General features: G+C 43.8%; 28 protein-coding genes. 15 read left to right on the top strand and 13 right to left on the bottom strand.

What is annotated here, in order from left to right; genetic code table 11:
* The first annotated feature begins 29 nt into the window (after positions 1–29).
* Positions 30–1,142, top strand: coding sequence for a glycosyltransferase (locus FIU99_RS00735; protein ID WP_050778657.1), 1,113 nt, complete (start codon positions 30–32; stop codon positions 1,140–1,142).
* Between the two features lie 21 nt (positions 1,143–1,163).
* Here FIU99_RS00735 and FIU99_RS00730 read toward each other — a convergent pair whose 3' ends face one another.
* Positions 1,164–2,333, bottom strand: coding sequence for an O-antigen ligase (locus FIU99_RS00730; RefSeq protein WP_006963386.1), 1,170 nt, complete (start codon positions 2,331–2,333; stop codon positions 1,164–1,166).
* The gene (locus FIU99_RS00725) at positions 2,330–3,055 is read right to left on the bottom strand and encodes a glycosyltransferase family 25 protein (protein WP_006963387.1); all 726 of its coding nucleotides are present in this window, start codon (positions 3,053–3,055) and stop codon (positions 2,330–2,332) included. Before FIU99_RS00725 ends, FIU99_RS00730 begins: the two co-directional genes overlap by 4 nt.
* Positions 3,056–3,410: 355 nt before the next feature.
* Here FIU99_RS00725 and FIU99_RS00720 point away from each other — a divergent pair, with 355 nt between their 5' ends.
* The 6 genes from FIU99_RS00720 to FIU99_RS00695 are packed head-to-tail and all read left to right on the top strand — an operon-like array spanning position 3,411 to position 8,794.
* Entirely contained in the window at positions 3,411–3,965 is a 555-nt protein-coding gene (locus FIU99_RS00720; protein ID WP_039952747.1) for an acyltransferase, read from the top strand.
* Positions 3,966–3,984: 19 nt separating this feature from the next.
* The gene (gene waaF / locus FIU99_RS00715) at positions 3,985–5,016 is read left to right on the top strand and encodes a lipopolysaccharide heptosyltransferase II (protein ID WP_006963389.1); all 1,032 of its coding nucleotides are present in this window, start codon (positions 3,985–3,987) and stop codon (positions 5,014–5,016) included.
* 3 nt (positions 5,017–5,019) lie between these two features.
* Entirely contained in the window at positions 5,020–6,039 is a 1,020-nt protein-coding gene (locus FIU99_RS00710; protein ID WP_006963390.1) for a glycosyltransferase family 9 protein, read from the top strand.
* A 27-nt stretch (positions 6,040–6,066) separates the two neighbouring features.
* On the top strand, positions 6,067–6,846 hold the full coding sequence (locus tag FIU99_RS00705; protein WP_006963391.1) for a glycosyltransferase family 32 protein: 780 nt from the start codon (positions 6,067–6,069) through the stop codon (positions 6,844–6,846).
* The gene (waaA, locus tag FIU99_RS00700) at positions 6,843–8,117 is read left to right on the top strand and encodes a lipid IV(A) 3-deoxy-D-manno-octulosonic acid transferase (RefSeq protein ID WP_006963392.1); all 1,275 of its coding nucleotides are present in this window, start codon (positions 6,843–6,845) and stop codon (positions 8,115–8,117) included. Before FIU99_RS00705 ends, waaA begins: the two co-directional genes overlap by 4 nt.
* Positions 8,114–8,794 (top strand): DapH/DapD/GlmU-related protein, encoded by a 681-nt coding sequence (locus tag FIU99_RS00695; RefSeq protein ID WP_006963393.1) that lies wholly within the window; start codon positions 8,114–8,116, stop codon positions 8,792–8,794. The genes waaA and FIU99_RS00695 overlap by 4 nt, the downstream gene beginning before the upstream one ends.
* Before the next feature lie 15 nt (positions 8,795–8,809).
* On the opposite strand, the gene FIU99_RS00690 is transcribed toward FIU99_RS00695, so the two are convergent.
* Both FIU99_RS00690 and FIU99_RS00685 read right to left on the bottom strand, forming a co-directional pair.
* A complete protein-coding gene (locus FIU99_RS00690; RefSeq protein ID WP_006963394.1) occupies positions 8,810–9,559 on the bottom strand; it encodes a glycosyltransferase family 25 protein in 750 nt (249 codons plus the stop codon).
* 53 nt (positions 9,560–9,612) lie between these two features.
* Positions 9,613–10,302 carry a 3-deoxy-D-manno-octulosonic acid kinase gene (locus FIU99_RS00685; RefSeq protein WP_006963395.1) on the bottom strand — a complete coding sequence of 230 codons (690 nt, stop codon included), beginning with the start codon at positions 10,300–10,302 and terminating at the stop codon, positions 9,613–9,615.
* Positions 10,303–10,396: 94 nt separating this feature from the next.
* Here FIU99_RS00685 and FIU99_RS00680 point away from each other — a divergent pair, with 94 nt between their 5' ends.
* Complete coding sequence (locus FIU99_RS00680) at positions 10,397–11,452, top strand: glycosyltransferase family 9 protein (RefSeq protein ID WP_006963396.1); 1,056 nt, start codon at positions 10,397–10,399, stop codon at positions 11,450–11,452.
* A gap of 27 nt (positions 11,453–11,479) precedes the next feature.
* A complete protein-coding gene (locus tag FIU99_RS00675) occupies positions 11,480–12,265 on the top strand; it encodes a glycosyltransferase family 2 protein (protein WP_006963397.1) in 786 nt (261 codons plus the stop codon).
* Between the two features lie 5 nt (positions 12,266–12,270).
* Here FIU99_RS00675 and FIU99_RS00670 read toward each other — a convergent pair whose 3' ends face one another.
* Positions 12,271–13,305: a glycosyltransferase family 9 protein gene (locus tag FIU99_RS00670; RefSeq protein WP_006963398.1), complete on the bottom strand. Its 1,035-nt coding sequence runs from the start codon at positions 13,303–13,305 to the stop codon at positions 12,271–12,273.
* A gap of 111 nt (positions 13,306–13,416) precedes the next feature.
* Between FIU99_RS00670 and coaD the strand changes: the two genes are divergently transcribed.
* Positions 13,417–13,911: a pantetheine-phosphate adenylyltransferase gene (gene coaD, locus FIU99_RS00665; protein ID WP_006963399.1), complete on the top strand. Its 495-nt coding sequence runs from the start codon at positions 13,417–13,419 to the stop codon at positions 13,909–13,911.
* 48 nt (positions 13,912–13,959) lie between these two features.
* On the opposite strand, the gene mutM is transcribed toward coaD, so the two are convergent.
* The 5 genes from mutM to radC all read right to left on the bottom strand — a co-directional run bounded on the left by mutM (position 13,960) and on the right by radC (position 16,834).
* Positions 13,960–14,766, bottom strand: a complete 807-nt coding sequence (mutM, locus tag FIU99_RS00660) for a bifunctional DNA-formamidopyrimidine glycosylase/DNA-(apurinic or apyrimidinic site) lyase (protein WP_152471939.1) — start codon at positions 14,764–14,766, stop codon at positions 13,960–13,962.
* 30 nt (positions 14,767–14,796) lie between these two features.
* Positions 14,797–15,282 (bottom strand): hypothetical protein, encoded by a 486-nt coding sequence (locus FIU99_RS00655; RefSeq protein WP_039952752.1) that lies wholly within the window; start codon positions 15,280–15,282, stop codon positions 14,797–14,799.
* A gap of 180 nt (positions 15,283–15,462) precedes the next feature.
* On the bottom strand, positions 15,463–15,633 hold the full coding sequence (gene rpmG / locus FIU99_RS00650) for a 50S ribosomal protein L33 (RefSeq protein ID WP_004410866.1): 171 nt from the start codon (positions 15,631–15,633) through the stop codon (positions 15,463–15,465).
* A 13-nt stretch (positions 15,634–15,646) separates the two neighbouring features.
* Positions 15,647–15,883, bottom strand: coding sequence for a 50S ribosomal protein L28 (gene rpmB / locus FIU99_RS00645; RefSeq protein ID WP_004410867.1), 237 nt, complete (start codon positions 15,881–15,883; stop codon positions 15,647–15,649).
* A 276-nt stretch (positions 15,884–16,159) separates the two neighbouring features.
* The gene (radC, locus tag FIU99_RS00640) at positions 16,160–16,834 is read right to left on the bottom strand and encodes a DNA repair protein RadC (RefSeq protein ID WP_039952754.1); all 675 of its coding nucleotides are present in this window, start codon (positions 16,832–16,834) and stop codon (positions 16,160–16,162) included.
* A 230-nt stretch (positions 16,835–17,064) separates the two neighbouring features.
* Here radC and coaBC point away from each other — a divergent pair, with 230 nt between their 5' ends.
* The 4 genes from coaBC (at position 17,065) to lpxM (ending at position 20,911) form a co-directional block, all read left to right on the top strand.
* A complete protein-coding gene (gene coaBC / locus FIU99_RS00635) occupies positions 17,065–18,270 on the top strand; it encodes a bifunctional phosphopantothenoylcysteine decarboxylase/phosphopantothenate--cysteine ligase CoaBC (protein ID WP_006963403.1) in 1,206 nt (401 codons plus the stop codon).
* Between the two features lie 111 nt (positions 18,271–18,381).
* Positions 18,382–18,972 (top strand): nucleoid occlusion factor SlmA, encoded by a 591-nt coding sequence (slmA, locus tag FIU99_RS00630; RefSeq protein ID WP_006963404.1) that lies wholly within the window; start codon positions 18,382–18,384, stop codon positions 18,970–18,972.
* Positions 18,973–18,977: 5 nt separating this feature from the next.
* Positions 18,978–19,928, top strand: a complete 951-nt coding sequence (locus tag FIU99_RS00625; RefSeq protein WP_006963405.1) for a Kdo(2)-lipid IV(A) acyltransferase — start codon at positions 18,978–18,980, stop codon at positions 19,926–19,928.
* Between the two features lie 17 nt (positions 19,929–19,945).
* Positions 19,946–20,911, top strand: a complete 966-nt coding sequence (gene lpxM / locus FIU99_RS00620; RefSeq protein WP_152471938.1) for a lauroyl-Kdo(2)-lipid IV(A) myristoyltransferase — start codon at positions 19,946–19,948, stop codon at positions 20,909–20,911.
* A 131-nt stretch (positions 20,912–21,042) separates the two neighbouring features.
* On the opposite strand, the gene pyrE is transcribed toward lpxM, so the two are convergent.
* Positions 21,043–21,684: an orotate phosphoribosyltransferase gene (gene pyrE, locus FIU99_RS00615; RefSeq protein ID WP_006963407.1), complete on the bottom strand. Its 642-nt coding sequence runs from the start codon at positions 21,682–21,684 to the stop codon at positions 21,043–21,045.
* 122 nt (positions 21,685–21,806) lie between these two features.
* Positions 21,807–22,523 (bottom strand): ribonuclease PH, encoded by a 717-nt coding sequence (gene rph, locus FIU99_RS00610; RefSeq protein ID WP_006963408.1) that lies wholly within the window; start codon positions 22,521–22,523, stop codon positions 21,807–21,809.
* A 177-nt stretch (positions 22,524–22,700) separates the two neighbouring features.
* Here rph and FIU99_RS00605 point away from each other — a divergent pair, with 177 nt between their 5' ends.
* Positions 22,701–23,567 (top strand): YicC/YloC family endoribonuclease, encoded by an 867-nt coding sequence (locus tag FIU99_RS00605; RefSeq protein ID WP_006963409.1) that lies wholly within the window; start codon positions 22,701–22,703, stop codon positions 23,565–23,567.
* Between the two features lie 362 nt (positions 23,568–23,929).
* Here FIU99_RS00605 and FIU99_RS00600 read toward each other — a convergent pair whose 3' ends face one another.
* On the bottom strand, positions 23,930–24,376 hold the full coding sequence (locus tag FIU99_RS00600) for an immunity protein YezG family protein (protein ID WP_039952758.1): 447 nt from the start codon (positions 24,374–24,376) through the stop codon (positions 23,930–23,932).
* Between the last annotated feature and the right edge of the window lie 2 nt (positions 24,377–24,378).

Below are 24,378 nucleotides of genomic sequence, written 5' to 3'. Positions count from 1 at the left end.
ATTGTCTCTCCACTAGATAAAGGTAAGTTGTGACAAAACCGGCAATTCTTCATATTTGTCTTTCCCAAGGCTGGGGAGGGCTAGAAATGTATCCGATAAGAACTGGCAAAGAGTTTCTTGAACGTGGCTATAACGTTTATGGTCTATGTACCAGTGGAACACAAGTTGCTCAAGGAATGCGAAGCTCTGGTATTGAGACCTTTGAGATATCGAGTAAAGGGAAGTTAATAGCGTCTAAACTTTTACGACTGAACCACTGGCTAAAACAAAGAAACGTCAAAATTATTCATTGCCACAAATCTGGTGATATTCTGGTTTCAGCGCTACTGAGCTTATTAACTAGACGGAAAACTTTTTTCACGGAGCACATGGGGGTTACTCGCCCTAAAAAAGACCTCTACCATAAGTGGGCTTATTCACATATTGACCAGATTTTTTCAATCAGTAATGAAACCTATAAACGCAATCTAGAAGCACTCCCTGTACCTGAAAATAGAATCACCCGGCTCTGGTTAGGCACCGACATCCCAGAGCAACCAATTGATAACCAAAACCAAATTGCCACTATAAAGTTTGAAGTGGGGTTACCTAGAGATAGTATAATTATTGGTAATCTAGGTAGGGTCTGCTCTGGCAAAGGTCAAATGGAGCTTTTAGAGGCCTTCCATTTACTGAAAGACACATATCCCGAGCTTCATCTATTACTAGTCGGAGGGTTAGATGTTTCAGAAGGTTCGGACAACACTTTCGTTCACAAGCTAAAAGATAGCATTAATCACTTAAACTTAACCCAGCGCGTTCATCTAGCTGGATTTAGGACAGATACTAATCGCATGTTAGCTGCAATGGATATTGTATGCCTACCAAACCACAACGAAGCTTTTGGTTTAACTGCAATCGAAGCTATGGCTGCAAAGAAGCCAATAGTTGCAGCTAATACTGGAGCACTACCAGAAATACTATACTCAACGGCTTTGTTGGCTGATCCATTAGACCCTCAAAAAATAGCAGACAATATAGAATATTATCTGCTCGATAAAGAGTTGATGAAGAAAAATTCAGCTCGAGCTTACCAACGAGCACAATCAGAGTTTTCGATGAGTACACATATTCAGAAGCTAGCAAAGTACTATCATGAGTAATGAGTAACCTCCGTCAACAGATTAGCCTAACCTTGAGTCCATCCTATTCAAAGAGAATAGACCAACTACCAAGGTGAATAAATAAACTACATGCGTATGGTGAAAAGGCACATCAGATAATCCCGCAATGAACACAAGCATAACTAACACTTGGGTGATGACACGATCTCTTTCTCGAGCTTTATTAAGCCTTACTGGATAGAAAAACCAAACCATCATGATAAAAAAACCAACAGAACCGTATCTAGCAAGTGTATCTATGTACTGATTATGGAGGTGAAGTTGTCGATAAGCCTTTCTGTTTGGTACTTTTCGAATACCTTCTTCTAACATTATATCGCCTTCCCCAACCATAGGTTGCTCTTTCCAAACATCAACACCGAACGTCCATAAATCTAATCGTGCCCCAAAAGATGTCTCGTAGTTCCCTTTGCTGATAGAGTTAAACTCAGCGACTGTCCTGTCAACACGTTCATCTATCATTGGCTTAAATGACAGATAAATAGCACTTAAGCCAATCAATGTGAAAGTACCTAACTTAACGAGTGATAAATTATTAAAGCTCCTATAAATTACAAGCATCATTGCTATTGGGTATGCTACCCAAACACCACGAGAGTCTGTCAAAATTAATGCCCATAAAGACAATAAGAATCCAGTAATACATAAACCTTGAATAAATCTCGATTCATAGTGTTTAGTCAAAGCTAAAGAAGACAAAGAAACAAAAGAGCAGTAAAGTGCATAGGGTATTGGATTGGTTGCTATACCAACCCTAGCTATATTTAAATAGTAATGTTCAAATATAGCATTAAGCCCACATACAGATGCAGAAAGTATAATTGTATTATATACCCAAGAATTAGAAAACTTACTCCAAGGAACAACAGATAAGTAAACTAAACATGTCAATAAAGTCCTAGGCAATCCAAAATTGTCACCTCTCCAAACATGCATAATAGAAAAATATGAAAAAACCAGAATGCTAGCTAAAAAAAACTTTTTGTAACCATACTGGTTAAAATTAGTCTTAATACATTGCCTATATCTTATTATGCTATAAACAATAACAATAACAGTAACCCTAGAAACTAAAGACTTAGTATCTGTGAAGTTAAATATTGAGATTAAAACTAAAAAAACTGGAGAGAAAAGAAATGCCTTCTCCAATTGCTGAGCTAAATTCTTCATTGATACTTTCTGTTATAAATACGCAGGGCAATCTTTCTGTATAGAGAGTAAAGCTCTCGAGTAGGTTTTCGATACAACCTAGCTTTACTTTCTTCACCTAGTTGAATTGTTGTTGCGAATTCTTGAGGGTTTTCAACAACAGCAGGGGAAAGAATATAGGAAGGCATATCATGAAGATACAAGGAGCCAACATAGTTATCTACTGGCATACACCATCGTTCAGAGTTACTAACAAGCTTTTTTGCAGCATACGGTGAAATGGCATAACACCTAAGTCCACCATAGTTATTCGTCATAAAAGAGATGCTAAAGTTATCATCCTCTTCCTTCAGACACAAAACCCCTTTGTCTGTTTTAGACTCTAAACGCAAGAAACCGTATCTATCGATTTTTTCTTGAACCACTTTCAAGCTACTTGGAAATGAAGGTAAGATAGAAGCGTCATCTTCAAAAACTATAATAGGCTCATCAAGCTCAATCGATTTTTTCCATAGAAGGTAATGACTTCCGTATACACCGAGCTCTCCTTTCGAGGGCATTCGGCCGCTGGTAAGCCATAGCCGTTTAGCATAGTTATAATTTTCGAACAATTTGTGAGGAGGCTCTGCTCTGCCGTCAACTGCATCAAAAAACTCAAAATCAATATTAAGTTGGTCTAGCTGCTTCTTGATGTACTCTCTACGCTCAGGACTACGCTGTAAACTAATAACAAAAACTTTCACTAAACACTACCAAACCAAGAGAAATGGACGCCATTAGACCATATATGACAATTAAATTGAACCGAATTTCACCAACACTCACACAAACCTAACGTCACACCTCCATCCCACGACCCTCTTAATAATTGATGTTTACCCAACGAATCAAGAACACGAAAGCAACTGGTTTCACCCGAAGACTTGTCCAAGTGTTTAGCACAACTCAACCATAACTACGCTCAATAGCCATAAACCCAACTATATTAACTGTGTTTTCAAAACAGTAATAGACAACGTCATTACATGGTCATTGCTTTATATTTTAGTTAATGAGCTATACCATATAAAAATGAATGGATAGATATAGGTGAATACAATGCTCAGTTTTACTAACAGACTAAGAAACAAAATAAAAATATCGGGTCGACATCAATTCGCAATAGATCCATCGTCAAAAATACGACAATGTAAGATTGTTATTAAAGGAGAGAACAACAGCCTAAAAATAGGAAAAAATGCCAACTTGCGTCGTTGCATCATTGAAATAGATGGTAATAATTGTCATTTAACAATTGATGACAACACAATCATAGGCCATGACTGCTACCTTTCTGCTAGAGAAAATGGAATTAAGCTAACAATTGGCGAAGGAAGCATGCTATCCCGAAACGTGAAGATTATGACTAGCGATGGCCATAATATTACTAAAGATGGAAAGCGCATCAACAGTGCTCAGAGTATCGAAATTGGTCCTAAGGTTTGGCTTACAGATAATGTAACAGTTTTAAAAGGTGTTACTGTCGGTGAAGGATCAATCATTGGCATCAACTCTACCTTGACCAAATCAGTCCCATCGGGCGCCATTGCTGTTGGTAACCCTGCCAAAGTCGTACAGAATGGAGTATCATGGCAGCATGAACTGACTTATTAGATGAACCCTAGCTTCCTAAATGAAAATTCTCATTATCGGTCCCTCTTGGGTTGGCGACATGGTGATGTCGCAAAGCTTGTATACGACTCTCAAAGATAAATATCCAGACTGTGAACTGGATGTCCTTGCTCCTGCTTGGTGTAAACCTATCCTAGAACGCATGCCAGAAGTACATCAAGCCATAGAGATGCCGATTGGACATGGGGACTTCAATCTATTTGGTCGAAGAGCAATTGGGCATGAGTTACGTAAAAATCATTATAGCCATGCATTCATATTACCTAATTCTGCAAAGTCAGCCCTAATTCCATGGTTTGCTGGAATACCAGTACGAACTGGCTGGAAAGGTGAGTTCAGATATGGGCTACTTACAGATCTTCGTCCTGATAAGCGTGTATTTCAATATATGGTTGAAAGGTACGTCGCTCTCGCTTCAACTTCTAAAAAGATGTTGGAAGAGGTTAAGTTAGCCAATTGCCCAAAGCCCAGTTTAACCGTCGACACCACTTCACAACTCGCTGCTCGTCAGAGACTCAATCTAGATTTACAACTTCCAATTGTAGGCCTCTGCCCTGGCGCGGAGTTTGGCCCGGCTAAGCGTTGGCCAGACCGGCACTATTCTAAGCTTGCTAAACATCTTGTAGATAAAGGCCAGCAAGTTTGGTTGTTCGGCTCAGAAAAAGACAGAGCTGTCACCGAAAAAATCAAATCAGCTCTCACATCAGATCAACAACAATATTGCTTTAACTTAGCTGGCGAAACATCACTAATCGAAGCAGTAGACTTATTAGCAGCTTGCCATACCGTTGTATCGAACGATTCAGGCTTAATGCATGTTTCTGCTGCCGTAGGGTGCAATATAGTTGCGATTTATGGCTCTAGCTCACCAAAATATACGCCGCCTCTGACTGACAAGTTAGAAATGGTGCATACTGATATCGAGTGTCGGCCGTGTTTCAAACGCGAGTGTCCGCTTGGCCACCAAGACTGTCTCAATAAACTAATGCCTTCTCAAGTCATCAATGCTGTTGATAAATTTCTAGAGCAATAACTCATGAAACACCTATGGTTTGAGCGTGGTGCTTACGCTTCTAAAAAAGCACGCAAGTATATTCAAGATGATTTTCAGCCTCAAAAAATCAAGAAAATAGCAGTAATTAGACACGCAGCACTTGGGGATCAGGTTGTTGTTCGCCCATTTCTAGTTGAAGCCAGAAAGTTTTTTCCTAACGCTGAAATTACGTTAGTTCCAGTTTCCAACTATATGTATGGAATACCGAGTGACTTGGTTGATCATGTTCATGTGATGCCAGGAAAAGAGCCTGGAAAAACAACACCTGTCAAAGAAAAAGTTCGAAACATCAAACAACTAGGCGAGCAAGACATAATTTTCGATTTGGCGAGCACTAACCGTTCTCATTGGATGACAGCATTAAGTAAAGCCAAACTAAAAATAGGGTTTCCATACAAATGGTACTTCTGCGGTACTTTGTTTAATGTTGCAGTTCATCGTTCAGATTTTCAGCCAGAAGTGGAATGCATGTTAGATATGCTCAAGCTACTAGGCCACAACCCCGCTCACCCACTGGACTTTGCCTATCCTGATCATCGCAAACTGGTAGACACTGAAGCTCCCTATGTGCTCTATTTTAACGGCGCCTCGCAGCTGCGAAAAATATTATCTAAAGAGCAAATGTTTGCGGTATTAGAGAAGGCAGTCCAAGAGAACCCAAATCATACCCACGTGTATCTGGAAGGAAAAAATGATTTTGAGAAAGGGGATTTTTGCCAAAGCCTTTTAAAATATCCAAACTTCAAAATTCAACCATGCTTACCACTTGAAGAGCTAGTTGATCTAACGGCAAAAGCTGCACTAATGGTCGCTCCTGATACAGGTGTCCGGAACATTGCAATATCGACCCATACACCAACTGTAGGCATTTTCTATGCGACGGTGCCTTTTCGATATACGCCTTTGTATGAGCACCATGACATCGTGATGAATGCTGATGGCTCAATACCGACCACGGCGCAAATCACAGATGCAATTTCCCGTGCCCTATCGAATCAATAACTTCATTTCGGAATTTTATAAGCAGCAATGAAAAATCTATCAATTTTAGTTTCCAATAGACTAATTAGGCTCATCGGCAACATTTTTAAAATGTTGTCGTATCCTTTTCATGCCTTGTTTCCAAATAAGCGCTTTACGATCCCATCGCTCTCCAGCCCAAAGGTCAACTCTAACGAACAAACCAAGATACCTAAGATAATTTGGCAAACTAACTTTTCTGCACAAAGCACTCTGCCTGTTTATCTTAACTATTTGTTCAATCGCCTGATGTCCTTAGATTATGAATACCGCTATGTGAGTACAGAAGAACGAGCCGAGTTCATTAAAGCAAATGCTTCTGAGCGAGTGTATAACGCCTACATGCAATTGAATGATGGTGCTGCGCAAGCAGATTTGTGGCGACTCATCACAATTCACACTCACGGTGGCATCTACATGGATATTGATGCGACACTAGTGTGGCCACTTAAACGCATCTTACCTACCGATGAAAATGCGATGTATGTGAAGTTAAAAAAGAATCAGCACTATACCAATTTCTTTCTCGCTTCAGCTCCTAACAATCCAGATTACGAACTTGCGATCAATAAGATTGTCGAAAATATAGAAAGCCGAAGCATAGAACAAGGTGTTTATTTTCTTACGGGTCCAATGGTTATAACTGGTGTACTGGATAACAAGTCAGTCGTATACAAAGAAAGAAAATACGTTTGCATACAAGGCACATTTACTAATGAATATTTCCAATACCTAGATAAGCCTCGTAGCAAATGGACACATAAAAAACCGGAAGATCTCCTCAAGTGATACGACTTCTATATACACTTTTACTAGTCATTGCACTTCCTTTCCTTTTACCAAGCTTATATAAACATAAGCTTGGTAAACCTTCCGTAGGCTCTCGCTGGAAAGAACATTTCGGTTTCACACCTAGCCTGAACAACCCTGAGAAGAAACCTGTCATATGGATTCACGCTGTTTCAGTGGGAGAAGTTATTGCTGCATCACCGTTGATTAAGAAGATACATCAAGCCCAGCCAAATGCTAAAATCCTTGTCACTACCACAACTCCAACAGGCGCTAAGCAGGCAGATAATTTAAAGGAATATGCAGAACACAGATATATGCCTCTGGATTTTACTTTTGCGGTGAAAGCATTTTTAAAAGTCGTGAGACCGAAACAGTTAATCATTGTCGAAACTGAACTTTGGCCTAATACATTAATTACCGTATCCGAAAAGCACATTCCAATCACGGTAGTCAACGCACGTTTATCAGACAAGTCTTTCCGTGGCTACTCAAAAGTCAAACCGTTATTTGATCTACTTTCACCTTCTTTAAGTAAAGTTATATGTCAGCATAAAGATGATGCCAGAAGATTTGAAAATCTCGGGATACCTCAAAATAAAATCTTTGTCTCCGGCTCGATAAAATTCGATATATCCATTTCATCCGAGCAGTCAATCAAGGGAAATCAGCTCAGGAGTGAATTGGATAGCTCTCGCCCTATTTGGGTTGCAGCCAGCACTCATCAAGGAGAAGATGAAAAAATACTCGCTGCTCATTCACAGGTTTTAAAACAAGTACCTAATGCTCTCCTCATACTGGTTCCTAGGCATCCTGAGAGATTTAATGATGTCATGGTGAAATGCAGTGAACTCTTTACTACTGTCCGTCGGACAGGTAATTCAACCGTATCAGCCAGTACACAAGTCTACTTAGGTGACACCATGGGTGAAATGTTAACACTCATTGGCGCTAGCGATGTCTGCTTCATGGGCGGAAGCTTACTTGGAAATAAAGTGGGCGGACACAACCTCTTAGAGCCCGCGGCATTGGCAAAGCCAACTCTGACTGGGCCTAGTTATTTCAATTTTTCTGATATCACAAAGCAACTAGTTGCATCGAATAGTTGTCAGATCATCAACTCTGAATCTGAGCTCGCAGAAAAAATTATTGAGCTTTTTCACTCCACAGATCTTAGGGACGAACAAGGCCAGGCCGCATTAAGTGTGGTGGAGCGAAACCGAGGCGCGCTCAAAAACACTATCCAACACATTTTCGGAGAAGCAAGATGAGTTTGAAGAAGTTATCCAAGCTGTACCACTATGTGAGATGTATACCCAAAACTCTATTCTTTAATTTCTATTACCTACCATTTCACCAAGCGATAAAACTTCCAATTTTAGTCAATCATCGTACCAAGTTTGTTGCTCTAGGTGGCAGGATATCTATCCCTGAATCAGCGAAGCTAGGCAAGATCAAACTAGGATTTGGTCGAGTACAAATTGCTGACAACAAATACTCTCGTTTTATATGGAATATTGGCAAGAATGGACATATAAAGTTTGGCCATCACATTAAGGTAGGTACAGGCTCCAAACTCCATATCAATGGCACGTTAGCAATTGGCTCAGGCAGCAATTTCACTGGCGAAGCAACTATCATTTGTAATCATATGATCTCTTTTGGTGATAACTGTCTAATCTCTTGGCAAACTCTTTTTATGGATTCAGATCTACACAAAATTACAGATTTAGAAAATCAACAAACTAACCCAGATCAACCTATAACCATTGAAGATAAAGTATGGGTTGGCGCTAGATCCACTATCCTCAAAGGGACGCACGTTGCAACAAATTCCGTTGTCGCAAGTACCTCGACAGTAACTTCACAGTTTAACAGTAATAATGTTATCGGGGGAAACCCAGCCAAAGCTATTTCTTCACTTTCTGGGAAGTGCTTTCATCATTAAAGTCGCGTTAAAAACTTAGCTCTGCCCTTTATTAGGTAATGCTTTGGCGAATAAAATACGGTTCCAAACGCTCATACGTAGAAACCTGTAAAACCTATACAACTCTCGGTTCAGTTTATTGATTAGAGATACTTTACTTTTCTCACCTAGCTGAATTGTAGATTCGTATTCAGCTTTTGAAGACGCATAAGGCATAATCCCTAGGCAGGGAATCTTTGTTCTATAAGCTTCGCCTATATAGTTATCTACTGCACAAATCCATTTTTCACTTCGTTTCAGTAACTTGGCAGCACCTCTAGGTGAAATACTGTAGCATCGTGTAGAGCCACTTTGGTTATCACACCAATGAACTATGTTTTCATTAACATCTATAACTTGAGGAACTTCGCTAGTATCACTTATCCCTAATCTAAAATATTCGAACCCTTTGCTGTGTAGCTTTTCAACACGATTACATATTGAAACAAAACAATCTTCGAGGACCACGTCGTCTTCCATGATCAAAAAAGGTTCATTTTGCTGAACGCACTTTTCCCATAATAGATAATTGCTAGCATATATACCGCGCTCTCCATATGATAAAGGCCTGCTTCTAAATTTCTTCCGATGTTCATCATCAACTTTGTCAGCTAGATAACTAGGCATCTGACTGCCATCGATAGCTTCAAAAAACTCATAATTGGCAACCCCAAGCTTCTTTAGCTGAGCTTCCATAGAAATTCGACGATCTACTGACCTTGGTAGGTTAATAACAAATATTTTCATATATACACTGACGCGGTTTAAAGGTATAAATTTGCGAATATCTCTATACGAGATTACTGTTTTAGATGCTGAAAATCATCTAGTTTCCAATGAATCCCACCCTTACCTACTTCCTTTTCAAACGACCTTTTCAATCTATCCAAGTTGCTCAGTTTCCAGCCATTTCCTGATTGCTGATAGCATTTATCAAAGTCGATTATCCACACTTTGTCTTGCTCATCTATCAGGATATTGTGAATGTTAAGGTCGGTATGATTAACCTGTGCATCATGCATCTTGCGGATTTCTTGACCAATCTTCTGATACATTTCGGCAGGAAGTGGTTTTTCCATCAGGATAGAAACCAAGTCCCGTGCATTGGGGATTTTTTCGCTCAATAGATCCGCTTTGTAGGTTACACCACTTTTTACCGTGCGGGCAGCGATTGGTCTAGGTACATTGACGCCAGCTTCAATCAAAGTGTTTAGCAACTGAAATTCCTGATAGCTGCGAGTTTTTTCCCAACTTGAAAAGAGATAGCTATCTTCCACTAGTTTTCCAAACAAGCCACCGCGACGATAATGCCTGAGTGCCGCTTCAATAGTTTCCGTTTGCACAAACCAAGTGGTTCCACGCCCTTGGGCACTGCCGATGACTTTACCGGCATTTTGCCAAAATCCGGCGTCAAACACCCGTTTAGGGTCTTCCTTTAGCAAGGTTTCGTCATACCAGATGGTTTGGTTATCCAATTGCACGGTTTTCATGCGGAGGCTATCTCTGATTAAATTTCAGTGGCCATTTTACATTTATTGAGCGCCTCTGCATAATCTTCACCATTGCTAGCTAAAAGAATTGTTTATGAGCCTTTTTTCTTCTGCCCCTGAGTCTTTGTGCATTCTGCGTTTATCTGCGATTGGCGATGTGTGTAATACCGTTGCGGCAGTTCAAGCCATTCAACATCAGTGGCCACAAACCGACATTGTCTGGATCACAGGTAAGCTTGAAGCCAAACTGATTGAAGACATACCCGGCATTCGTGTGATTGTGTTTGACAAGAAGGAAGGCTGGCAGGGCTATAAAAAACTCTGGGCAACGCTAAAAGGACACAAGTTTGATGCACTGCTGCACATGCAGTACGCATTCAGAGCCAGCATTGCCACTCTAGGGATTAAGGCGAAATACAAGCTCGGTTTTGATTCTATCCGCAGTCAGGACTTCCAAACTCTGTTTACCAACGTCAAAGTGCCTTCACCTGATTCCATGCACGTCTTAGATGGGCTACTCGCCTTTGGCCACACACTTGGTATTGAAGATATGAGCCCTGTCTGGACGCTTGAATATTCAGATGAAGATGAACATTGGGCACAACAGCAATTATCTACCGACAAACGCAACTTGGTTGTCGTACCTGCGGCAAGTAAAGCCTACAAGAACTGGACAGCCGAAGGCTACGCAGAACTTATCCAGCACGCCGTAGACCAAGGCTGGCAGGTCACCTTAGCCGGTAGCCCAGCACAAGTAGAATTAGACCTAGCGACGAAGATTGAAAACAAGCTGACATGCACAATCAACAATCAAGTCGGCCAAAGTTCGCTGAAGCAAATGCTGGCACTGTTAGACCAAGCTGATTTGGTGATCGCCCCCGACACTGGCCCTGCTCATATGGCCAATGCAGTCAATACACCGGTTATTGGTTTGTATGCCCACCACAACCCTGAACGCACTGGGCCTTATCAATATCGCCAGTATGTGGTGTCTGCTTATGAAGACGCAATTCAAGCTGAGACGGGGAAATCTGCAGCTCAGCTTAGCTGGCGTGCCCGTGTCAAAGACAAAAACGCCATGGAGCGCATTCAACCTCAGCAAGTCATCGCCATGTTTGATAAAGTAACCACAGAACTCCATTTACAATAAACTCCGAGAGACTTCAGAGGTACCACAGTGAGTAAACCAACCATTGCCGTCGCACTTATCGTTAAGAACGAAGCGCAGCACCTGAAAGCTTGTTTAGAAACCGTTCACGACTGGGTAGACGAGATTGTGGTACTGGACTCTGGGAGTACAGACAATACCGAACAGATTGCACGCCGTTTTACGGACAAGTTTTACGTCAATCCTGAATGGCCTGGCTTTGGCCCTCAGCGCCGCTTGGCTCAGTCCTACGTTGAGTCGGATTACGTCCTTTGGTTAGATGCCGATGAGCGTGTTACTCCTGAGCTCAAGCAAAGCATTTTAGATTCAGTGAGTGAAAACAAGGCTGATACCATTTATCAAACGGCGCGTCTAAGCTGGGTATTTGGACGCTATATCCGTCATTGTGGCTGGTATCCCGATCGTGTATTGCGCTTATACCCAACCACGTTAACGCAATACAATGACGCTCTGGTCCATGAAAAAGTCGAAGTGACGAAAACCATGAAAGTCGAAAACTTGAATGGAGATTTGATTCACTTTACCTATAACGACATGAATCACTACTTAGTGAAGTCGGCGGGCTATGCCAAAGCCTGGGCTGAACAGCGCGAGAAAAAAGGTAAGAAAAGCAGCATCTCACAAGGCATTTTGCACGCATTAGGCTGCTTCTTGAAAATGTATGTTGTTAAAGCCGGCTTTCTTGATGGCAAGCAAGGCTTCTTGCTCTCTCTGCTTTCAGCACATTCTACTTTTGTGAAATATGCGGATCTGTGGGTTCGCAGTGAAACGGACAAGATGCCAGATAAATTCTAATCTTGTTAATTCAGCTTACGGCTTATCCATGGTTGTAACTCTCTCGAGACCACATCTATATCAATTCTGGCCATATTTTCCTGACTGGCTTTATCTTCTGCCTCTGGTGGGCAAAAAGCGATATGGTTGCCTGCCGAGTTAATTGGTTTCCAGCGCAGCGGTGTCGCTGAACGCTTACTTGGAAAAAAGCCAACGGTCGGTACATCTATCGCCGCCGCGATATGCAAGGGCCCAGTAGAACCTGCAATAAACAAGTCGGCACAAGCAATAGAACAAGAGAAATCGACCAAGCCATCGTTCTTGTCGTACACCACCGAGGCTCTGCCCTTTTCTTTCAGTAGGTTATGTAACTCAGCCGCTTTCTGCTCTTCTCCCGGCCCAGCCGTCAGTATAATTTCAAACGGCTCCGGCATATCGCAGATTAACTGAGTGTATTGCTGTAGAGATAAGTTATTGGCTGAACCACCGCTACCGGTATGAACGAACACCCATTGCTTCTCTACGTTCAAATTCAATTGTTGTGAGAGCTTGTGCTTTTGTTGCTGTATATCGTCAACTGAGAAAGAGAGATAAGGTGCGCTAGGCTCAGCCACCGCTTGACCAATATCCGTTAAAAACGCACGCACTAAGTCTAGGTTGTATTCGTATTCTGGCTTTGCTGATTGTGAACGCTTTTGCTTGATACGCTTGTTATAAAAGATCTGTGCTAGCTTTGTCGCTGGAGCAAGACGGTAAGGGATTTTCGCTTTCCAGACCAATTTCGCGTTATATGTCGTAGAGAAAAGGTTGATGGATGCATCAAAGCGCTCCGCTTTTATTTGCTCAATCAAAGTCGATTGCGCGTGCTTAGAACCCTTCTTCGTTGGATCAACCAGCACTTTATCAATCCAAGGACACAGCTCTGCCAGCGCTACCGTGTAATTAGGTACCAGCGCTGTAATCTGACAATCCGGCATCGAAGCTTTCAGCATCGCGAAACTGGGCCAAGCCAGCATAAAGTCGCCTATTTTGTCGTTACGAACCACCAGTATCTTTTTCATTACTTTTCCTAACTCTCAATCTTTGCTCCCAATGATAACGGCTAAGTTGGGTAAATGTGAGCCTTTTTGTTACCATTAAGCGATATAAAAGAATCATTTGAGTAACTGACTGTGAGCAAAAAACGCCTTTCCCGAGTGATCTATCCAGGAACCTTTGATCCGATTACCAATGGCCATTTAGATTTAATCGAACGTGCGGCAGATATGTTTGATGAAGTGATCATTGCTGTTGCTGCCAGCCCAAGTAAGAACACCATGTTTACGCTAGAAGAGCGCGTAACTTTTGCACAGCAGGTGACTCAGCATTTGGACAATGTAAGCTCGAAGGGATTTTCGGGTTTGATGGTCGACTTTGCGAAGCAAGAAAATGCGAACGTTCTTATCCGTGGTTTACGTACCACCGTAGACTTTGAGTACGAATTTGGTTTAACCAATATGTATCGTAGACTGATGCCCGGATTAGAAAGCGTTTTCCTCACACCCGCGGAAGAGCACGCATTTATCTCCTCGACCATAGTCCGTGAAGTGGCTATTCATGGAGGGGATGTCACCAACTTTGTGCCTAAAGCGGTAGCTGAGGCATTGAAAAACAAAGCGAAAGTCTAATTTTAATAGAGATATAGAGCTGACATGAAACCTCAGCTCTATATTTAACTATTTCTGACAATGGCGACAAAAAAACGTATTGCGCTGACCAATTTTCTGCTCTTCAATCGCTTCGCCACAGCTAGGACAGGCTTCACCAGCTTTGCCATAAATTTGCAGCTCTTGAGCAAAATAGCCCGGTTTACCATCCGCCTGAGCAAAATCTTTTAATGTTGTTCCGCCCTGCTTAATGGCCGTATCGAGCACCTGTTTAATCTCTTTAACCAAACGTTGCCACTCTTTCGCCGTTAGCGTGCCTGCTGATCGTGTCGGATGGATACGTGCACTAAACAATGACTCATTAGCGTAGATATTTCCTACCCCAACTACGACTTTGTTATCCATAATGAACTGCTTCACCGCGACACGCTTATTCTTTGCCTTATCCGCGATGTATTGCGCATCAAAGTCTTCCGTTAGCGGCTCTGGCCCCATATGGCCCAAGGCATCATGTTCACCATCTTCGGTCCACAACCAAGCCCCAAAACGTCTGGGATCGTTATAACGTAGTACCTTGCCATTGGTCAGCTTTAAGTCGACATGATCGTGTTTTCCCGGCTCCATGTCTGCATCCAGTACACGTAAAGACCCCGACATACCCAAATGCACAATCGCGCTACCTACATCGGTTTCAATCAGCAAGTATTTAGCACGGCGAGAAATACTGCGGATCACCTGACCTTCCATCTTCTTTAGCTCATGTGGGATATCCCAGCGCAGCTTGGGGGTGCGAAAAGTCAGCTTGGCAACGGTTTGTCCAGCTAAATGAGGAGTGATCCCCATACGGCTGACTTCAACTTCAGGTAATTCAGGCATAGTGGTATGGCAATTAATAACTCAGGGCGTTTAAGGTAGCAGATATTCTGGATCAACTGAAACGGCTATCCATTGATCCTGCCAGTTTTTCAACAACCAGAATTGTGGGGTTTGATAGAAGGTGATCCTTTGAGGCTCTTCTTGATCGCGATACCAAACTTCAATCGTCTGTGGTGAGGTCAATTGAGGCTTCAATCCATCAAAAGTGTCCTGATCAACTTCGGTCCCAACTAAGCCCGACCAGCGTTCAACTAGCTCCTGTGGTGAAAGGCTACTTTGCTTAGTCAAACTCCACTCACCGTTCAAGTGCTCCAGTGACCAGTCAGAAAAATGCAGTGCTTTCAACTCCGCCGACGGATTGAGCAAATAAGGATAAGGACTAACTTCAGCGACCGGTTCGTCATCAATCAAATAGGTTTTGATGATAGTCGGCAAATTGAGGATCGCGATGAAAGCGATGATGCCCAATATCATGATGTTGTTCCAGCGACGCCGCCGTGAAGTAGAAACACGCATGAACTTTGATTTCCCTGTAGGTAACTATAAGAAAAGGTAGCAGAAAACAGGAAAGAGGGAAATGAGCGGAGGTAGGCTAGACTGTGAAGCCTTTTGGGAATTTCAGGTAATAAAAAACCCAGCGAGAACGCTGGGTTTCTAATTCAGACTTCTGTTTAGAAGCTTCAAAGAAGAAATCAATTACTTGATTTTAGCTTCTTTGTACATAACGTGCTGGCGAACAACTGGATCAAACTTTTTGATCTCAAATTTGCCTGGCATGTTACGTTTGTTCTTGTCAGTAGTGTAGAAGTGACCAGTACCTGCAGAAGATACTAGACGGATTTTCTCACGTACGCCTTTCTTTGCCATTGCCTATTTCCTCTTAAACGTTTTCGCCGTTTGCGCGAATGTCAACAAGAACAGCATCGATGCCCTTCTTATCGATGATACGCATACCTTTAGCAGATAGACGTAGTTTAACAAAACGTTTTTCGCTCTCTACCCAGAAACGATGAGTTTGTAGGTTCGGCAGAAAACGACGCTTAGTAGCATTGCGTGCGTGTGAACGGTTGTTACCCGTTACTGGACGCTTACCAGTTACTTGGCATACTCGTGACATGAATGTCTTCTCCAAAATCGTTTCAGCTCGATATCAACCTTGGTGGCCGAACCTCTCAGTTTCTAAATATAGAAGTTTGAGGTCTTATACCGCTATGGAAACCCATACAAGGCTATCAAAGGTCGCGCATTATACTAACTTGACTAGCATTGCTCAAGACCCGAACAGATCCTTTTTCAAGGTTTTCGTGATCTTTTTTAGGCAGAGCTGATAATAGTTCAAAAAATGTCGGGGGATTGTAGCAGAATTCGCGCAACTCACAACAAATAATGTGATTTAAATCCATCCACGCTCAGCGAAGGAAATTACATCGCCATCTCCAACCACAAAATGATCGAGAATTCGAATGTCGACCAAAGCCAGCGCATCACTGATACGCTGGGTGATTCTGCGATCAGCCTGACTCGGTTCCGCCACCCCTGATGGATGATTATGAGCAAGAATCAAAGCCGCTGCATTATGCTCCAATGCCCGCTTCACAACCTCTCGGGGATATATAGATGCGGCGTCTATGGTTCCTTCAAACATCACTTCATCCTTGATTACCCGATGTTGATTATCAAGAAACAATATATAGAAAGCTTCCCGCTGGCGATCGCGCAACATGCTAGAAAGATAAAGCTTGGTCTGCTGAGGGCTGGTTAACGCTTCGCCACGTTGTAAGGTTTCGCTTAGGTAGCGCTGTGTCATCTCAAGCACGGCTTGCAGCTGGACATATTTGGCTTCTCCCAGCCCTTTGTGCTGACAGAACTCCTCTTTGCTCGCCGCAAATAAGCTGCGTAGCGAACCGAGATCCTTAAGCAGTTTGTCTGATAACTGGAGTACATTCATGCCCTGCGTACCAGTGCGAAGAAAAATCGCTAACAGCTCCGCATCGGTGAGCGATTGTGGACCTCGGCTGAGCAGTTTTTCTCTTGGCATCGACTCTCTAGGCAACATGTAAACACTTATCCTTAAGACAATAAATAGGGTGGTATTAGCTTAAACTTTCTTATTCACTCACTGGCGAGCAAAAGAATTATCTTCGTCGCAGTGAAAGATTTTCTGTAAATGATAGGTATATAAAGAAGCAATAACGAGAAAGGCAAAAGCGCACGGAATCTGCAACAACACTTTCCATTTCTAGAGTCTCAATTGGCTGCGTGGTAATCTACTCGCAGTATTTTTTAAGGATGATCATCATGCAAACACTCGCGGGCAAAAAGATCCTACTTGGTATCGGTGGTGGTATTGCCGCTTATAAATGTGCCGACCTGACGCGTCGTCTGATTGAACGTGGCGCTGAAGTTCAGATTGTTATGACTAAAGCCGCAAAAGAATTCATTACACCACTGACAATGCAGGCGGTCTCCGGACGTCCAGTCTCCGATAGCTTATTGGATCCGGCGGCAGAAGCCTCTATGGGCCATATTGAGCTGGCTAAATGGGCGGATTTGGTCTTACTTGCACCAGCCACCGCTGATCTAATTGCACGCATGGCAGCGGGCATGGGCAATGATTTACTCACCACACTGGTACTTGCGACCGATGCTCCAATCGCAGTCTCTCCGGCCATGAACCAACAGATGTATCTCAATCAAGCAACACAAGAGAACATTGCGACGCTAGAGCGACGTGGCATGCACATCTGGGGACCAGCAGCCGGTGAACAAGCCTGTGGCGATGTCGGCCCTGGCCGAATGTTAGAACCAATGCAACTGGTGGGATTGTGCGAACAGTTCTGGGGCGACAAACCTCTCAAAGGTAAATCAGTATTAATTTCTGCTGGGCCAACCCGTGAAGCCATCGACCCAGTACGTTACATCACTAACCACAGCTCAGGGAAAATGGGCTTCTCATTAGCGGAAGCAGCGGCTCAGCTCGGTGCAACGGTCACGTTAGTCGCAGGCCCGGTGAATCTTAAAACACCAGCTGGTTCGCAGCGCATTGATGTGGCGAGCGCAGAAGATATGTATAACGCCGTAATGGACAAGGCTTGTGAGCATGATGTTTTCATCAGCTGCGCAGCCGTGGCGGATTATCGCCCACAAGCGGTTTCAGATCAGAAAATTAAGAAGACGGATGACAGCGAACAAATGACCATCACTATGGTCAAAAACCCTGATATTGTCGCTTCAGTGGCCGGTATGACTCAACAGCGCCCATTTACCGTTGGTTTTGCCGCAGAAACTCAGGATGTAGAACATTACGCTCGAACTAAGCTGACCAAGAAAAATCTCGATATGATTTGTGCCAACGATGTCTCAGTAGAAGGACAAGGCTTCAACAGCAACGACAATGCGATTAACCTATACTGGAAAGATGGTGAGCAATCACTTACCCTTGCATCAAAACAACAAATTGCGAAGCAGATACTTACAATTATCGCCGCAAAGTTAGACAATTAAGTCGCTATTCTAACAATCAGAAATTCGTCTATTCCGCCCATCTTAGCCTGCTAAGTTGGGCGAATGCCTGTGTCTATGGGCATCAACAGTGGTAACAAAAGGAACACGTTCATGGCCGGAACAAGAAAAAGCAACCGCCGGGAAGAAATCTTACAAGCACTCGCACAAATGCTCGAATCTAACGATGGTGGTTCTCGCATCACCACCGCCAAGCTAGCGAAACGCGTCGGCGTATCAGAAGCGGCGCTATATCGACATTTCCCGAGCAAAGCTCGCATGTTTGAAGGCTTGATCGAGTTCATTGAAGAATCCTTGATGTCGCGCATCAACCGTATACTGGATGAAGAAAAAGATACCCTGACCCGCATTCGTCTGGTGTTGCAACTGATTCTGGCCTTTGCTGAACGTAACCCTGGGCTTACGCGTATCCTTTCTGGACACGCACTAATGTTTGAGAATGAGCGACTGAGAGAGCGCATCAATCAACTGTTTGAACGCATTGAAACGTCTATTCGTCAAATTCTGCGTGAACGTAAGCTCAGAGAAGGTAAGTCCTTCCCTGTGGACGAAACCATTCTGGCCGCTCAGCTTCTTGGGCAAGTAGAAGGCAGCTTGAACCGTTTCGTACGCTCAGACTTTAAATATCAACCGACCGCCAACTTTGAAGAATACTGGTCACTGTTGAGTGCACAGATTAAGTAATCACTATGAGCAAAAAAAATACCGTCGAAAAGCCTAAGTTTACTCCAGCCCTACTCCACCCTAAATATTGGGGCGTATGGTTTGGGTTTGGTTTACTGGCCCTGACCGTCAACCTTCTGCCTTATGCATTACTGCTTAAAATCGGCCGAGGTATCGGTGCGTTGGGTATGAAGTTAGGTAAATCCCGAGTCAAAATCGCCAAGCGTAACCTTGAGCTGGCTTTTCCTGAGATGGAAGCCAAAGAGGTCGACCACATGGTCGTAGAGAACTTCAAAAACACCGGTATGGCTTTGATCGAAACGGGCATTACTTGGTTTTGGCCGACTTGGCGTTTCAAGCGTATTTTGATTGCGAAAGATATCAAAGAGCTACAGCGGCTCAACGATGAAGGTAAGGGTGTGCTGCTCTGTTGTGTGCATGCGCTGAACTTAGAAATTACCGCTCGTGCATTTGGTGTACTGGGTTTACCTGGATACGGCGCTTACCGCCCCCACACAAACCCAGCTTACGAGTTCATCCAATATAGAGGACGCACACGTAACGGCAACCAACTCATCTATCGTCGTGATCTTAAACAGATGGTGCGCGTTTTGCGCCAAGGCCATCGCCTGTTCTACCTACCAGATCAGGACTACGGCCATAATAAATCTGTGTTCGTGCCTTTCTTTGCTGTCGAAGAAGCTTGTACAACAACAGGAACCAGCATCCTTGCTTACACTAGTAAGAGTGCCATCGTGCCAGGTTCTGGATTCCGTAACCAAAACGGCAAATACGAAATCATGGCCGATAAGTCTATCGACCAAGATTTTCCGCAAAAAGATGAAACGGCGGCCGCAGCCTACATGAATAAATTCGTCGAAGAGATTATCATGCGCGCTCCGGAACAGTGGATGTGGCTACACAAGCGATTCAAATCGCTGCCAGACCACTCTCTTACTAACTCAAGATATCAATAACATAGGTGCTGCTTTCAATGAGCAACAACGATAAAAATAGCATCGATAAACATTTGCATAACCCAACCTTTGAGTGGGCATTTTTACACCCTAAACACTGGGGGACGTGGCTGGGCATTTTATTTGCCGCCTTGTTGGCCTTTATTCCATACCGCTGGCGCGATAGCTTGGCGCGAAAACTGTCTGTATTTGTGGTACGCAAAAATGGTCGTGTTGTCCGTCGTGCACGAGTGAACCTAAAGTACTGTTTTCCTGAAAAGTCAGACCAAGAGCGTCAGGATATTCTGGAAGAGACTTTTGTTAAGGCAGCTCAGTACCTGTTTGGCTATTCTGAGTTTCTGGTACGCTCTACCAAGCACAACCAAGAACGAGGTGTCATGATTGGCGAAGAGAACATCTTGCCGCTGCTCGATGCGGGGGAGAAAGTGATCATCTTAGCGCCTCACGCTTGGGCAGTTGATTACCCAGCAGTGATGCTGGCTGCAAAGGGCTACAAAGTCACCACCATCATGAAGCCGCAGCGCAACCCAATCGGCGATTGGCTAATGCAAGTACAGCGCATGCAATATGGCGGTCGTATCTTCGCCCGTGAAGCGGGGGTAAAACCTTTCGTACGCTCAATTAAAGACGGTTATCTTGGCTACTGGTTACCAGACGAAGACTTCGGCGCCGCCAACTCGGTATTTGTCCCATTCTTTGGTACGGAGAAAGCGACTCTAAAAGGCTTTGGTAAAATGGCACGCCTATCGAAAGCCAAGGTGTTTCCAGTTTTACCTGCTTACAACGACAAATCAGGTAAGTACGAAGTACATATTCTGCCAGCCTTGGAAAACTTCCCGACAGGCGATGAAGAAGCCGATGCGCGAGCAATGAACCAAGCGATCGAAGATTTGGTCAGACCGCATCCTGAACAATACATGTGGAATCTGTCGTTATTAAAAACGCAGCGAGACGGAAGCGAAATCTACGATAACTCTCACTAGAGCAATACAAGCTCGCGAGAGGCAAGAAACAAAAAGGGTTGATGCATGTGCATCAACCCTTTTTAATATTTGCAGATCGAGGTTCAGTCACTTACTACTGGCTATGGCTAAACCTCTTCCATAGCGCTCTGTTAGATGCCGTATTCAGCACGATAAGCTTTTACCGCTTCAAGGTGCTCGGTTGCATTCCCTTTCTCTTCAAGATAAGTCACTAAGTCACCCAAGCTAACAATGGAGATCACTGCGCAGCCAAAGTCACGCTCGACTTCTTGAATCGCAGACAGCTCACCTTTGCCTTTTTCCTGACGGTCAATCGCCACCAATACACCAGCCAAGTCTGCACCGTTTGCCTTAATAATTTCCATCGACTCACGGATTGCTGTACCCGCGGTAATTACATCATCAACCAGCATGATGCGGCCTTCCAGCGCACTGCCGACCAGATTGCCGCCTTCGCCGTGGTCTTTCGCCTCTTTGCGGTTAAAGCAATAAGGCGTGTCAATCTCGTGATGATCCGCTAATGCAACGGCTGTGGTCGTCGCAATTGGAATCCCTTTGTATGCTGGGCCAAACAAAACATCAAACTCGATGCCAGAATCTGCCAGCGCAGCGGCATAGAATCGACCTAAACGCGCCAAATCTCGGCCCGTGTTGAAAAGACCAGCGTTAAAGAAGTACGGGCTCTTACGACCTGACTTTAAAGTAAACTCACCAAACTTCAGTACTTCTTTCTCTAGTGCAAACTCAATAAATTCACGCTGGTATGCTTTCATCACTTTCTCTCTAAATAAAAGGTCTAGTTTTCTAGACGGTTTATAAACAGGTCAAAACTTCGCCTGAGCCAAGCCTTGATAAAAAAATAGCTTCCTTTTTAGGGGAAGCTATTTAACAAAAATTAATTTTCTAACGCCGCCTTCTGCGCCGCTACAATCTCGGTGATCCCTTTGGTCGCCGACTCCAATAACTTCATCAGCTCAGCATGGGTGAACGGTTCGCCCTCTGCGGTACCTTGAACTTCGATCATGCGGCCGTCTTCCGTCATAACCACGTTCATATCCGTGTCAGCGGCAGAGTCTTCGACATACTCTAGGTCACACAATACGTCTTCACCCAGGATACCGACTGAAACGGCAGCGACATGGCCTTTCATCGGGTTTTTCTTCAGCTTACCGTTCTCAATTAGGTGTTGGAACGCATCGGCCATTGCCACGCTTGCGCCTGAAATCGATGCAGTACGTGTACCGCCATCAGCCTGAATTACGTCACAGTCTACAGTCACCATAATCTCACCCATCGCTTCTAGGTCGACCACGGCACGAAGGCTACGTGCAATCAGGCGTTGGATTTCCATGGTACGACCGCCCTGTTTACCACTTGCCGCTTCACGACGCATACGTGAATGCGTTGAACGTGGCAACATGCCGTATTCAGCCGTCACCCAGCCCTTGCCCTGACCTTTTAGCCAACGTGGCACGTTCTCTTCAACGGTCGCATTACACAATACTTTTGTATTGCCGAATTCCACTAAAACTGAGCCTTCAGCGTAAGCCGTGTAATTACGAGTGATTTTGATTGGGCGAATTTGATCCGCCTGACGGTCATTTGGACGCATGGGCATCTACCTTAGTTATCTACCTAACGAGAGGGGGAGACGAATTTGGTTGGAGCAGGATTCTAGCAGAAAGCGGGATATCGGGAAAGCATCCCATCTGCGTTACATTCCAAATCTCGTGCATTCTGCTACTATTGCAACGCGTTATTTTCGAAGATGATGAAATAGGAAAATTCGATGATCTACAGTATGACCGCCTACGCACGTAAAGAAGTGAAAGGCGATTGGGGTACCGCTGTTTGGGAAATCCGCAGTGTGAACCAACGTTACCTAGAAACCTACTTCCGCCTGCCGGAACAGTTCCGAGGTTTAGAGCCCGTTCTTCGTGAGCGTTTTCGCAAGCGCCTAGCACGCGGTAAAGTGGAATGTGCGTTGCGCTTTGAAGCTAACCCAGCAGCAAAAGGCGAGCTGAGCATTAACGAAGGTTTGGCACAGCAAGTGATCAACGCCGCTAGCCAAGTGATGAAGATGACTGGTGATGAAAGCCGTCTTAACCCATTCCAGATCATGAACTGGCCGGGCGTGATGGAAACTTCTGAGCAGGACATGGATGCGGTAAACAAAGATTTGTTGGCGGCTTTTGACCAAGCAGTAAGCGAATTCATCGAAGCCCGTGGCCGTGAAGGCGAAAACATGAAGGCGCTGATTGAACAGCGTTTATCAGCCATTACTGACGAAGTGGTCAAAGTTCGTGCACGCATGCCGGAAATTCTCGATTGGCAACGTGAGCGCCTGTTTGCCAAATTTGAAGAAGCTAAGGTTGAACTCGACCCTTCACGAGTTGAACAAGAACTGATCTTATTAGCGCAAAAGTCAGACGTAGCAGAAGAGCTGGACCGCTTGGACTCTCACGTTAAAGAAGCGACTAATATCCTGAAAAAAGGCGGCGCATGTGGCCGTCGTCTCGACTTTATGATGCAAGAGTTCAACCGTGAATCGAACACGCTCGCCTCTAAGTCTATCAGCACTGACATCACCGCATCTGGCGTGGAACTGAAAGTTCTGATTGAGCAGATGCGAGAGCAGATCCAGAATATTGAGTAATAGCTAAACGATTAGTTACTATGCTTAAGGGCCCTCAATACTATGCGGGCCTTATAAATATCTTTGCTTCAGCACTAAAAACAAAGTAAGAGAAACTGCTGAATTGAATATCTATTAGGTAATAGCTGCCCTATCTCACTTTTCTACTGAAAACAACTCCAATTACCACAATGTATCAGGCTACATCGTAGCCCTAGTACCGTATAGTTTAACAATACATTCCCGTGGCTGATACCGTTGGAGTTTTTTTGCTTCTGGTCACGAGAAAGGCTTCTGTGGGTGGATTGGGTGGTTAAGGGAAGAGGGACGCCACTCGGATGAGTGGCGTTAGCACAAAGCTTACAAAGTCACATATTATCTGATTAAGACCGAGCTTGATGCTCTTTCCAGATATCACCGGGGACGCTATACGTATCGGCTTCTTCCTTCGTTAAAGAACTGATACTTCTCATATACAAACCACTCCAAGTGTTATCTTTTTCAATATAAGCAAAATCTATATGCAACTTGCCTTCATTTGTAACAGTAACTTTACAGTGAGTCCAACGTTCTTGAGCAAATATGGGGTGTTGTTGAAGGAGCTCTAATTGTTTGGAGATCAATCGTATTACATCACGTGGATTGCAACCAAATTCATGCCATGCTTCATTACCATTATCATCTAACCATGAGTACGCATACTCTGTAAATGTGTCGAAAAGTTGGCATTGGAAGTACGCTTCTAACGCATCTTCTGGAAAAATCGACCAAATTAGACTTCCTATTTCCTGATAAATTCGTTGTGGGTCTTGTACTTCAATCTCACTCACTG

Origin of the sequence: Vibrio sp. THAF64, assembly GCF_009363455.1 — a bacterium.
In the GTDB taxonomy this organism is placed as follows: Bacteria; Pseudomonadota; Gammaproteobacteria; order Enterobacterales; family Vibrionaceae; genus Vibrio; species Vibrio coralliilyticus.
Note: the sequence above shows the minus strand (reverse complement) of the source record. Positions and strands in the feature narration are given on the sequence as shown.